General features: G+C 66.4%; 10 protein-coding genes. 8 read left to right on the forward strand and 2 right to left on the reverse strand.

Annotated features, from left to right (window positions below; all coding sequences use genetic code 11):
• Positions 1–119: 119 nt before the first annotated feature.
• Positions 120–2,261, reverse strand: a complete 2,142-nt coding sequence (murJ, locus tag AB0280_RS11480; RefSeq protein WP_307490740.1) for a murein biosynthesis integral membrane protein MurJ — start codon at positions 2,259–2,261, stop codon at positions 120–122.
• A 60-nt stretch (positions 2,262–2,321) separates the two neighbouring features.
• A complete protein-coding gene (locus AB0280_RS11485; protein WP_159629410.1) occupies positions 2,322–2,822 on the reverse strand; it encodes an NUDIX hydrolase in 501 nt (166 codons plus the stop codon).
• A gap of 208 nt (positions 2,823–3,030) precedes the next feature.
• On the opposite strand from AB0280_RS11485, the gene AB0280_RS11490 reads away from it, so the two are divergent.
• The 8 genes from AB0280_RS11490 to AB0280_RS11525 all read left to right on the forward strand — a co-directional run bounded on the left by AB0280_RS11490 (position 3,031) and on the right by AB0280_RS11525 (position 12,601).
• Positions 3,031–4,539, forward strand: coding sequence for a CCA tRNA nucleotidyltransferase (locus AB0280_RS11490; RefSeq protein WP_366367285.1), 1,509 nt, complete (start codon positions 3,031–3,033; stop codon positions 4,537–4,539).
• Positions 4,536–5,120, forward strand: a complete 585-nt coding sequence (locus tag AB0280_RS11495) for a histidine phosphatase family protein (protein WP_159629414.1) — start codon at positions 4,536–4,538, stop codon at positions 5,118–5,120. The genes AB0280_RS11490 and AB0280_RS11495 overlap by 4 nt, the downstream gene beginning before the upstream one ends.
• A gap of 155 nt (positions 5,121–5,275) precedes the next feature.
• Positions 5,276–5,410 (forward strand): hypothetical protein, encoded by a 135-nt coding sequence (locus AB0280_RS11500; RefSeq protein WP_255173822.1) that lies wholly within the window; start codon positions 5,276–5,278, stop codon positions 5,408–5,410.
• Positions 5,411–5,755: 345 nt separating this feature from the next.
• Positions 5,756–5,887 (forward strand): hypothetical protein, encoded by a 132-nt coding sequence (locus AB0280_RS11505; RefSeq protein ID WP_263422181.1) that lies wholly within the window; start codon positions 5,756–5,758, stop codon positions 5,885–5,887.
• 47 nt (positions 5,888–5,934) lie between these two features.
• A complete protein-coding gene (locus AB0280_RS11510) occupies positions 5,935–7,398 on the forward strand; it encodes a glycosyltransferase family 87 protein (protein WP_366367286.1) in 1,464 nt (487 codons plus the stop codon).
• Positions 7,391–8,833: a phytoene desaturase family protein gene (locus AB0280_RS11515; RefSeq protein ID WP_366367287.1), complete on the forward strand. Its 1,443-nt coding sequence runs from the start codon at positions 7,391–7,393 to the stop codon at positions 8,831–8,833. The genes AB0280_RS11510 and AB0280_RS11515 overlap by 8 nt, the downstream gene beginning before the upstream one ends.
• A gap of 72 nt (positions 8,834–8,905) precedes the next feature.
• Complete coding sequence (locus tag AB0280_RS11520; protein WP_366367288.1) at positions 8,906–10,894, forward strand: penicillin-binding transpeptidase domain-containing protein; 1,989 nt, start codon at positions 8,906–8,908, stop codon at positions 10,892–10,894.
• Positions 10,895–10,918: 24 nt separating this feature from the next.
• Complete coding sequence (locus AB0280_RS11525) at positions 10,919–12,601, forward strand: ATP-binding cassette domain-containing protein (protein ID WP_366367289.1); 1,683 nt, start codon at positions 10,919–10,921, stop codon at positions 12,599–12,601.
• Positions 12,602–12,615: the final 14 nt, after the last annotated feature.

Genomic DNA, 12,615 nt, shown 5'->3' on the forward strand with positions numbered 1-12,615 from the left:
CCCTTCAGGTGCCCGCGTCGCACGGCCTGCCCTGAATGCAACTACCCCTGTACCTGTTCGATCCTAGCCGATCCGCTCCCGGCGGCTGCGGAGAAGACGGGCGCCGCAGCGCACGGGATTTACTTTTTACGCTTGCGCCGGCTGCTGAAAAACGGGTTCTCGCCGGCCTTCCCCTGGTAGGTACGGCGGCCGGGAAGCGGAATCTGTTCGCTGAGCAGTCCTCCACGGGCCGTGCTGGGCTGGTCCTCACCCGGCAGGTAGGCGCCTTCGGCACCCTGCCGCGCGCCGGCGTCGTACGATTCCGGGCGGCGGGCCCCACGCTGGGGGTCCGGGCCCGCACGGAAGGAGACGGCGTCGAACTCGCCGGAAATCCGGGGAATGAGGCCGGTGTCCACGGAGGTGGTGGCACGCTCTGGGTGGTTCCCGCGGTCAGTGGAGGATCCCTCGGAAGGAGAGGGCGACGGCGCGTCCCCGGCTTCCGGAGCAGCGGCTGGGCCGCCCCGGCCGATCCGTCCCAGCAGGGGCCGCAGCATGTCGCTGAGTTCAGAGACACGGAACACCCGGAGGAGCAGGAAGTACACGGCCAGCATGACCGGTCCGACGACGGCGAGCGTCACGAGTGCCTGGAGGCGGCCGCTCCACGCGAAGCCGTCCGGGTTGTAGCTGCCCATGAGCCACAGGGCACCTGCGCCGGCAATGGCCGAGCCCAGGGCCGCGTACCCCATGCGGATGTAAGAGTTGGCGATCCGCGCCCCATCGAGGTGCCGCAGCATGCGGCGCAGGAAGAATGCGCTGATGACCACGGAGAGGATGTTGCCCACCATGTAGAGGATGGCGATGGCATAGATGATCTGGCCCACCGGCAGGAACTGGATGGCGAACGCACCGGCCACATAAACCACTGCCAGGAGCAGCTGCACGTAGAACGGGGTGCGGGCGTCCTCGTTGGCGTAGAAGACGCGGGACATCATGAAGTTGGCGCTCATGAACGGGGTGCTGAGGGCGAGGATGGTCAGCGTCTGGGCCAGCATGACGCCGTCCTGGCGCAAGCCTCCAGAGAAGAACATGCCCAGCGGCCCGGCCAGCGCAAACAGCGCCAGCGCACCGAAGACGGTGGCGACGGCCATGGTCCGCAGCCCATGCGAGAGCGCATCCCGCAGTTCGGCCCGGTTGCCCTCCTGGGAGGCGCGGGTCATGCGGTTGAACAGCACAGTGGCCAGGGACAGCGCGATGATCGAGTGCGGCAGCAGGTACAGCTGGCTGGCCACTTCAAGGACGGCGTTGCCGGGCAGGGTGGACGCGGCCGGGTCCCCCGCTTCCTGCAGCCGGATGCGTTCCGCGCCGGGAATGGTGGCGATGCGCATGACATACAGGAAGGCCAGCTGCCCGACGGCGGCGGTAAGCAGCGTCCACACGCTCAGCTTTGCGGCGTGGCCAAGTCCCACGCCGCGCCAGCCGAACCTGGGGCGGAGTCCGAGCTTCAACCGGAAGACCGGCACCAGCAGGATGGCCGTCTGCGACAGCACGCCAATGGTGGAGAACCCGGCCACCAACAGCGTCTGGGTGGAACCCCAGTTGTCCAGGGTGTGGGTATTGACGTCGTTGGTGCCGAAGATCCAGATGAACATCCCCAGGCCGGCGATGGCCACCACGTTGTTCAGGATGGGCGCCCACATGGCTGGGCCGAACGCGCCGTTGGCGTTCAGGACCTGGGTGAGCAGGGCGTAGAGGCCGTAGAAGAAGATCTGCGGCAGGCACCAGAACGCAAAGGTGACAGCGAGGGCCTTCTGCTGTGGCGAATACCCCTGCGTGGTCAGTTCGATGACCCCCGGCGCCGCCAGCGTAACCAGCGCTGTCAGGCCGAAGAGGAGCAGGACAGCCAGCGTCAGCAGCCGGCTGATGTAGTCCGCTCCCCTGTCCGGAGCCTTGCTGGCCTTGATGATCTGCGGGACCAGCACGGCATTGAACACGCCGCCGGCCACCAGGAGGAAGATCAGGTTGGGCAGGTTGTTGGCATTGATGAACGTGTCATTGACCGTTGAACCCAGGCCCAGGGCGGTGCCGAGCATCCAGGTCTTGGCGAAGCCCAGGAAACGTGACACGAGCGTCCCGGCAGCCATGATGGCGCTGGACCGGGTCTCGCTGACGCCTGCCGCTGCAGGCTCCGCAAGGTCCGGTGCCGCCGGCTCAGGGGGCACGCCGTCGGGCGCGGCGTCATCGGGCCGGCCGGACCGGTCGGAAGGAAAGTTGGTAGCTGACATCGACTTCATCGTCTCACCCGCGCGCACTTAACACCGCAATGGCGACGGCGGCGTCCGGGCTTAAAGGTGTCCGGGCAGGACCTCGCGGGCGAGGTCGGCGATGCGGCGTTCGTTGGGGAAGGACAGCTTCCGGGCCAGCTCCTGGATGGGCACCCAGGCCACGTCCACGGCTTCCTGGTCGGGATCGTTTTCGATCGTCAGCTCGCCGCCCGTGGCACGCAGCAGGTAATGGTGCACGGTCTTGTGGACCCGGTGGCCGCTGACGGTGAACCAGTAGTCGATGCTGCCCAGCGGTGCCAGGATGATGCCCTCGATGCCGGTTTCCTCGGCGATTTCCCGGACGGCGGCCTCTTCGTTGTTTTCCTTGCCCTCCGGATGGCCCTTGGGCAGGCACCACTCGAGGCGTCCACCCCTGTTAAGGCGGGCGATAATCGCCACCCTCAATTCGGCGTCGGACGTGTCCACCACAACGCCGCCGGCTGACACTTCCTCAACCGTGGGCAGCGATGCCGGTGCCGACTGCTGGGCAGGGGCAACGTGCGCACCGATTGCCGACGGCAATGGTGCGTTTGTCCTCCTGCCTGGAGCGCTCGGTACTGGATGGGCCATGGAGTCCACTCTAACGACTGTTGCCCTCCCGTGATGACCGGAACATGACACCAACATGGACGGGATATGACGCACTTTCCGGAGGGGAACACGAATCAGCGCGGATCGTGACGCTTTTTTGGACTGCCAAGGCGCTGGTTTCTGCCAAGCTTAAGGAACTATGGCGCACGCACATCACAAGATTGATTCCCACACTGTCGACTTCAAGGTGCCCCCGGTGGTCCTGGAGCTCGGACAGCGCTTCGTGGACGCCGGCCACGAATTGTCCCTGGTGGGCGGTCCCGTGCGCGACCTGTTCCTTGGCCGGACCTCCCCCGACCTCGACTTCACCACTGATGCCACCCCGGACCAGACCGTGGCCCTGGTCAAGAAATGGGCGGACAACTTTTGGGAGATAGGCCGGGCTTTCGGCACCATCGGCATGCGCAAGGCCGGTTTCCAGATCGAGATCACCACCTACCGGGCCGAGGCCTACGATCCTGATTCCCGCAAGCCGGTGGTGGCGTTCGGTTCCTCCCTGACGGATGACCTGCTGCGGCGGGACTTCACCATTAATGCCATGGCGCTGAAGCTGCCCTCCATGGAGCTGGTGGACCCCTTCGGAGGTGTCCGCGACCTCCACGCCTCCGTGCTGGCCACGCCGGGAGCGCCGGAAGCGTCCTTCTCCGACGACCCCTTGCGGATGATGCGCGCCGCACGCTTCGCCGCCCAACTGGGGGTCTCGGTCCACGATGACGTCCGGGATGCCATGACGGGCATGGCCGACCGGATCAAGATCATTTCCGCGGAGCGCGTGCGGGACGAACTGGTCAAGCTGGTCTGCGGGGCCCGGCCGCGGACAGGTATCGACCTCCTGGTGGACACGGGGCTGGCCGAGCATGTGCTGCCCGAGGTGTCCGCCCTCCGCCTCGAGTCCGACGAGCACCACCGGCACAAGGACGTCTACCAGCACTCCCTGCAGGTGCTGGAACAGGCGGCCGAGCTTGAAACGGACGCGGACGGGCCCGTGCCCGGGCCGGACTTCGTGCTGCGCTTTGCAGCCTTGATGCACGACGTCGGGAAGCCGGCTACGCGCCGTTTTGAACCGGGCGGCGCGGTGAGCTTTCGGCACCACGACATGGTGGGTGCCAAGCTCACCAGCAAGCGCATGAAGGCGTTGCGGTTCGATAATGACACCACCAAGGCCGTAGCTCGGCTGGTGGAGCTCCATATGCGCTTCTATGGGTACGGCGACGCCGGCTGGAGCGACTCCGCCGTCCGCCGCTACGTCACGGACGCCGGGCCACTGCTGGAGCGGCTGCACCGGCTTACCCGCTCCGACGTCACCACCAGGAACCAGCGGAAGGCCGAACGCCTGGCTTTCGCCTACGACGACCTCGAGTCACGGATCGCAGCCCTGCGTGAGCAGGAGTCCCTGGACGCGGTGCGCCCGGACCTGGACGGTGCCCGGATCATGGCCCTGCTGGACCTCAAGCCGGGCCCCGTGGTGGGCCGGGCCTACAAGTTCCTCCTGAATGAACGCATGGAGCACGGTCCGCTGCCCGCCGGGGAGGCGGAGGCGCGCCTGCTCCGCTGGTGGGCCGAACAGCCTGAATCAGCACCTGCCGGCCCCGGGGCCGAAGCCTCTCCCGCCGTCGTCGAACCTTCACCCGTTGAGGAGTCCAAGTGACCAGTCCCGCCCTAGCCCCGCGCCCCCAGCTCTGGATCCTCCGCCACGGCGAGACCGAATGGTCCAAGAGCGGACAGTACACCGGCCTCACCGACCTCCCGCTGACCGTGGAAGGTGAGCAGCAGGCCGTGGAGGCCCGCAAGGTGCTGGACGGCGTCGATTTCGACCTGGTGCTCACCTCCCCGTTGCGGCGCGCACGGCGAACCGCCGAGCTGGCTGGATTCCCCGATGCCCGGCACGAGCCGCTCGCCGTGGAATGGAACTACGGCGACTACGAAGGCATCAGCTCCGACCTGATCCGCAAGGACAACCCCGATTACCTGATCTGGACGCACGGCGTGCCCAACGGCGAGACCCTGGACGAGGTGGCCGCGAGGGCGGACAAGATCATTGGCCGGATCCTGGAATCCGGGATGGATAACGTGCTGATCGTGGCACATGGGCATTTCTCCCGGATATTGACCGCCCGCTGGCTGGAATTGCCTCCCACGGAGGGGCGGCACTTTGTCCTGGGGACGGCCAAGGTCTGCACCCTGGGATGGGATAAGAAGACACCCGCTATTGTCCGCTGGGGCCTCTAAAACTTATTTTTCGGGAAGTTTTACTCTTTCCTGGTAAATTGCTGGCAATTCACGGAATCCTGCGGTACCTTTATTCCTGACCCCACGGTGATCCACCTGGGCTCCAGACCGCATCGCAATCCACGCAGCGGACAGCAGAAAAGGAGGTTGGGATAATGATGACTTTGACTGGCGAATGGAATGCCCCCATCAATGCGTTCCCGGCCTTTGCTGATTCCGCGCGCGTTGCCCCGGTCAATGCCGGCATGGGCGGCCCCGTCGCCCTCCCAGGCCTGCTGCGGCGCCGCTAACCGGCACCAGCTTTCCCCGCCGGGACTGCCGCTGCGGTATCCGGCCAGTTCCTCCCGGCAGCAGACCGTTGCGGTTCCCCGCTGACTCCCCGAAGCAGTTCTTGGCGTAGCCACGTGCACTGCCTTCAAACGGTCCTTGCCCGGAGAAACTGGCATTCGGCTTTTGCAGTTCCGCAACTGCCTCTTTCGCGCCGCCCTGTCTAATTGCGCTGATTCGTGCAATTTGCACTGATTCCTTTTGTGGAATTCCCGCACCGTTTTTGCATGCTCTTTTCTGCCATAAAACGGTGCTGATTCTTTGTGCCCTTTTCCATTCCTGATTATCAAAGAAAGGAGGTGGCTCCCTTGATACGACGAATCCTGGGACTCCTGTCCCGGCCCCAGCAGCGCCGCAGTTCCTTGAACAGTGCCCTGCTGGAACAGCACCGGAACGACGTGTTCGTGCTGATGCACCAGCAGTTGGGCGGACTGCGCTGACAGCTGGCCCCAACCTGGGGGAAGGGGCCGGCTGTAAGCTCGATTCCATGCACGAGACCCAGCCGCCGGAGGATGCACGACGGCCCCGCATCGTGGTGCCCAGCCGCAGTGATTCTCTGCTGCGGAATTTCACGGAGGTGATCGGCGGCCCGCTGGGGACCAGCGCTGATCCCGGCGTGGTCACACCGGGCATCTTCACCGTGGAGCGGGTGCTCATTGTCCTCACGGCGCTGGCGGCCCTGCTGGGGATCCTGCTGAAGGGTTACTGCAGGGTCAACGGGTGGGCGACGCCCACACAGTTCTATGCCACCTGCTATTCAGACTTCCCGGAGCTGTTCCGGAACCGCGGCATGGCGGCGGGACTCTTTCCCATCCTGGGCAGCGGCAGCCAGTTTGAATACCCGGTGCTCATCGGTTTGATCGCGGGGCTGACAGCCTGGCTGGTGCCGGGTGGAGATACCAACGCCCAGGCTCTGGCCTACTTCGACATCAACGCCGTCCTGCTGGCGGCGGTTGCCATCCTCACCGTGCTGGTGACGGCCCGCATGCCCGGCCGGCGTCCCTGGGACGCGGCCATGGTGGCGGTGGCGCCGGGAATCGTACTGGCCGGAACCATCAACTGGGACCTGTGGGCTGCGTGCCTGCTCGCGTTGGGAATGTACTTTTTTGCCCGGCAGCGCCTCGTTCCCGCCGGAGTGATGATCGGCCTGGCAACAGCCACCAAGGTGTATCCGCTCCTGGTGCTGGGGGCCATCCTGCTGCTTGCGGTACGCACCGGGAGATGGCGCCCCCTGCTGGTAACCGCCGGCAGCGCGGCTGCCACGTGGCTGGTGGTCAATCTGCCCTTCGCTGTCGCCAACCCCTCCGGCTGGGCCTATTTCTTCCAGTACAGCGCCGACCGGGGTGCCGGTTACAGCTCAGCATGGTTCGCGTACAACCTTGTGGCTGACCGGCTGGGCTGGTCCGGGCTTGGTGCCGACGGCGTCAGCATTCTGTCCACGGGACTCTTTGTGCTGGCATGCGCCGGGATTGCCGCTGTTGCCCTGACGGCGCGGCGCCGCCCACGGCTGGCACAACTCGCCTTCCTGGTTGTGGCTGCCTTCATCCTGACCAGCAAGGTCTATTCGCCGCAGTACGTCGTGTGGCTCATTCCGCTGCTGGCCCTGGCCAGGCCGCGGTGGCGCGACTTCCTGGTGTGGCAGGGCATCGAAGCCCTGCATTGGGCCGCGATCTGGATGTACCTTGGTCAGGTGACCAGCGCCGGTTCCTCCCAGCACAACCTGGACATGCCCTACTACGTCCTCGCCGTAGCCGCGCACATGGCCGCGGTGGGCTACCTCATGGCACGGGTGGTCTGGGATATCTACGATCCCGCGTACGACCCCATCCGCCGGCACCACCTGGATGACCCGCACGGCGGCCCATTCGCGAATGCGCCGGACCGGTTCCGGCTGCACCCATTCCGGCCCGGCACCCCGCTCCTTCCTCCGAAAGTAAGGTCCCATGCCTGATGTCGCGGTAGTAGGCTCCGGTCCCAACGGACTTTCGGCGGCAGCGGTCATGGCGCGGGCCGGGCTCTCAGTGGAGGTCTTCGAGGCTGCAGCCAAAATTGGCGGTGGAACCCGGACCACGGAGCTGATGCAGCCGGAGCACTTCCATGACGTCTGCTCCGCGGTGCATCCCATGGCTATTGCATCCCCTTTCTTCCGTGCCTTCGAGCTGCCCCGGCGGGTGGACCTGGTCACTCCGGAAATTTCCTTCGGGTCACCGCTGGACGGCGGCCGCGCGGCGCTGGCCTACAAATCGCTGGACAGGACGGCATCGGAGCTGGGCCAGGACGGCCCCGCCTACCGGCGGCTCATGGAACCGCTGGTCCGGCATATCGACGATGTCATGGACTTCACCCAGAACCAGCTCCTCCGGATCCCCCAGAACCCCCTGGTGGCGGGGATCTATGGACTGCGGACCCTGGAACAGGGGACCGGGCTGTGGAACGCCAGGTTTTGGGACGACCTTGCCCCTGCCCTCCTCAGCGGCGTGGCCGCGCACGCCATCTCCCATTTGCCCTCCCTCGCAGCCTCCGGAGCCGGACTCATGCTCGGCGCCCTGGGGCACGCCGGCGGATGGCCCATCCCCCGCGGCGGCTCGGCGTCCATCGCGGCAGCACTTGCCGATGACATCCGGGCCCACGGCGGGGTGATCCACACCGAAACCCCGATCGACCGGCTGGAACAGCTTCCCGCCGCCCGCGCCACCCTCCTGGACGTGGCGCCCGCAGGGCTGCTCGGCATGGCGGGCAAGGCCCTTCCCGCCCACTACCGACGGGCCCTGGAGCGCTTCCGCTACGGCAACGGCTCCTGCAAGGTGGACTTCATCCTGTCCGGGCCGGTGCCGTGGCAGGCCGCCGGGCTTTCCGACGCCGGCACGGTGCACGTGGGCGGCACGCGTGCAGAACTGGCCCGCTCGGAGAACGAGGTCAGTTCCGGACGCCATCCCGAACGGCCCTACGTGCTGGTGGCGCAGCCTTCCCGCTTCGACTCCAGCCGCGCTCCGGCGGGCCGGCACACGCTGTGGACCTACTGCCACGTGCCCTCCGGCTCAACACAGGACATGACCAGCCAGGTGGTGGCCCAACTGGAACGGTTCGCGCCGGGCTTCCGTGACCTGGTGGTGGAATCGCACGTCATCACCGCGGCGGAGTTGGCTGAGTACAACCGCAACTACATCGGGGGCGATTTCAGCGCCGGTGTGATGGACGTCCGCGGGCTTATCCAGAAGCCGGTGGTGTCCCCCGTCCCGTGGCGGACCCCGCTGCTGGGTGTCTACCTCTGCTCGTCGTCCACACCTCCCGGCCCCGGGGTCACGGGAATGCCCGGGATGCACGCGGCAAAGTACGCCCTTAAGGACATCTTCAAACTGCCGGTCCCGGATCTGGGGCTTTCCTAGAAGCACCGGTGACGGCCGGTGCAGGCGCCGGGAATGGCATTTCCAGCGCCCGGGCCGGGGGATAATGGCGCGATGGGGAAATCAACAAAACTTTCGCTTGCCATAGCTGGACTCATCCTTGGTACTTCGCTGGTGGCCTGCGATGACGGAAAATCCGGGGCGGAAGCCGCGGCACAACAGCTTGCCGGCGCGGTCTCGGCGCTGGACGTAGGGTCTGTGGCTTTCGAAGGCAAGGACGCCGCCGCCGCCAACGACCAGCTGCACCAGGTCTTTGCCGCCCTGGACCCGCAAAAGCCCGAGGTCCAGGCCGGTGCACTGACGCTGGACGGAGACAAGGCGTCCGCGCCTTTGAACTACACCTGGAAGCTCGGCGATGCCGAATGGAAGTACACCATCGGGGCCAACTTCAAGAAGTCCGGGGACAAATGGCTCACCGTCTGGGACCCGGCCATCCTGGCACCAGGCCTCGCGGACAGCGAGATTGTGACCAAGGGATCCCAGTCCCCCCAACGCGCCGACATCCTTGGCGCCGGAGACGTCCCGCTGGTGACCTACCGTCCCGTGGTGAATGTGGGCATCGACAAGCCCCAGCTGGGCGCCGCAGACCCCGCCGATTCCGCCGGAAAGCTGGCAGCACTGGTGGGAGTGGACCCCGCCGCGTACGTGCAGCAGGTCAAGGCGGCAGGGGCGCAGGCCTTCGTTCCCGCCATCACGCTGCGTGAAGAAGGCCGCACCATCTCGGACGAACAGATCGCGGCCATTCCGGGCGCCCGCGGCATCCCCGCATCAACCCCCCTGGCCCCGAGCAGGACGTTTGCCCGCGCAGTGCTTGGCTCCGTTGGCGAAGCCACCGCAGAACAAATCGACGCGTCGAAAGGCGTTCTCACTGCTGGCGACGTGACGGGCATCGGCGGGCTCCAGCAGCAGTATGACGAACAGCTTCGCGGATCAGACGCCGTCGTGATCCGCGCGCAGCGGGCAGACCTGACCCGGGAACAAATCCAGTCCGCGGGTACCGATCCCCGGCGGGTCCTTTTCCAGGTGGCGCCCAAGCCCGGGACGCCGTTGAAGACCACGCTCGATCCCCGGCTGCAGTCGCTGGCTGAAACCACTCTCGAAAAAGTAGGCCCGGCCTCGGCAATAGTGGCCCTGCGCCCCTCCACGGGCGCCGTGCTGGCAGCGGCCTCGGGGCCCGGCAGCAACGGCTACAACACCGCGATGCTGGGGCAGTACGCCCCGGGCTCCATTTTCAAGATGGTGGATTCCCTGGCCATGTTCCGCAACGGAATGACGCCTGATTCCACCGTCCAGTGCACCCCAACGCTAGCAGTGGACGGACGGACCTTCAAGAACTCCGAAGGCTATCCCGAGACCTCCCTGGGCGCCGTCACGCTCCGGGACGCCTTCGCGCACTCCTGCAACACCGCCTTCATCTCACAGCGCGACGCGGTTTCACAGGGCCAGCTTGAAGCGGCTGCCACGTCCATGGGTGTGGCGGTCGAGGCACCCAAACTTGGTGCGGAGGCGTTCCTGGGATCCGTTCCCGGCCAGGCCCAGGGCACGGAACACGCAGCCTCCATGATCGGCCAGGGCAAGGTGCTGCTCTCTCCTTTGGCAGCAGCGATCATGGCCGGGTCCGTCGCCAAGGGCGCCCCGGTCTCTGCGCAGCTTGTCCTGAACCCCGACGCCGGCGCTCCCGCCGCCGGGACAACGGCGGGTTCCACTGCTCCAGCAGCCGAAGCGACGGCGACGGCCACGGCCGAGGCGCCCTCCACGGCGTCGGACAAGCCCATCACCGCAGCGGAGGCGGCCTTGCTGGCCGACATGATGCGCGCCGTGGTCACCTCCGGACACGCGGGCTTCCTTTCGAGCGTCCCCGGGGCTCCGGTGGGAGCCAAGACCGGAACGGCCGAGTTCGGCACGGAGAATCCGCCCAAGACCCACGCCTGGATCGTGGCCGTCCACGGCGACCTGTCCGTGGCCGTCTTCGTCGAGGACGGCGGCCTGGGCGCCACCACCTCCGGCCCGCTCCTGAAGCAGTTCCTCACCGCCGCCGGCTAGGTACGGCATGGGAGGATTGACGGCGTGGCCCATATTGACGTTTCCGGCATTGACTACTTCCTCTCCGACGGCACCCAGCTCCTGAACGGGGTGACCTTCAAGGTTCCGGACGGTACCAAGACCGCCCTGATCGGCCCCAACGGGACAGGCAAGACAACCTTGTTCCGGATCATCGCGGGGGACCTGGTTCCGGACGAAGGCGTCATTGGCCGCTCCGGCAACATGGGCATCATGCGCCAGTTCGTGGGCCAGGTCCGGGACGGCTCCACCGTCCGGGACCTCCTGGTCTCTGCCGCTCCCCCGGCCCTGGCGGCCGCTGCCCGCGAGGTGGACGAGGCTGAGCTGGCCATGATGGAGCACGACGACGAACCCACCCAGATGCGGTACGCCCAGGCGATCGTCGACTGGGGCGATGCCGGGGGCTACGACGTCGAAACCGTCTGGGACGAGGTCTGCATGGCCGCGCTGGGACTCCCCTTTGACCGCGCCCAGCACCGCCCGGCGTCGACCCTTTCCGGCGGGGAGCAAAAACGCCTGGTGCTGGAAGCACTCTTCGCCGGCCCGGACGACCTCCTGCTCCTGGATGAGCCGGACAACTACCTGGATGTCCCGGGCAAGCGCTGGCTCGAGGAAAAGCTGAATGAGTCGAAGAAGACGGTCTTCTTCATCAGCCACGACCGGGAATTGCTGAACAACGCTGCCGGCCGCATCGTCACCCTCGAACCCGGAATCAACGGCGCCGCGGCCTGGATCCATGGTGGCGGCTTCGGCTCCTACGTGGAGGCCCGCGCGGACCGGAACGCGCGTTTCGAGGAACTCCGCAAGCGCTGGGACGAGGAGCACATCAAGCTCAAGGAACTCGTCAACATGTACAAGAACAAGGCCGCCTTCCGCTCTGACATGGCCAACCGCTACCACGCAGCCCAGACCAGGCTGGCCAAGTTCCTCGAAGCCGGTCCGCCCGAGGCGCTGCCCATCGAGCAGAACGTCCGGATGCGGCTCAAGGGCGGCCGGACCGCCAAGCGGGCCATCGTGGCTGAACGGCTGGAGCTGACCGGGCTGATGAAGCCGTTCTCCACCGAAGTGTGGTTTGGTGACCGCGTGGGCGTCCTGGGCTCCAACGGCTCGGGCAAGTCGCACTTCCTGCGGCTGCTGGCTACGGGCGGCACCGACCCTGAACGCGAACACCTGCCGGTCTCGGACGTGGAGATCGCCGAGGTGCCGCATGAGGGAACCGTGAAGCTCGGTGCCCGGATCCGGCCCGGCTTCTTCGCCCAGACCCATGTCCGTCCGGACCTGTTGGGCAAGACGCTGCTGGAAATCCTGCACCGCGGGGACGAACACCGGTCCGGACTGGGCCGCGAGGCGGCCGCCGGCGCGCTGGACGGCTACGGCCTGGCGGGGCAGTCGGAACAGAAGTATGAGTCCCTCTCCGGCGGACAGCAGGCGCGGTTCCAAATCCTGCTCCTCCAGCTCAGCGGTGCCACGCTGCTCCTGCTGGACGAGCCCACGGACAACCTGGACCTGCATTCGGCCGAGGCGCTGGAACGCGCCATCGACCTTTTTGAAGGGACCGTCCTGGCAGTCACCCACGACCGCTGGTTTGCGCGGACATTCGACCGGTTCCTGGTGTTTGGCTCGGACGGGAAAGTGTACGAATCCCCGGAACCGGTGTGGGACGAGCAGCGGGTAGAGCGCGCACGCTGAAGCATGATCACGTA

The sequence above is a fragment of the Pseudarthrobacter sp. 902506025 genome (assembly GCF_040702325.1).
Lineage (GTDB): Bacteria > Actinomycetota > Actinomycetes > Actinomycetales > Micrococcaceae > Arthrobacter.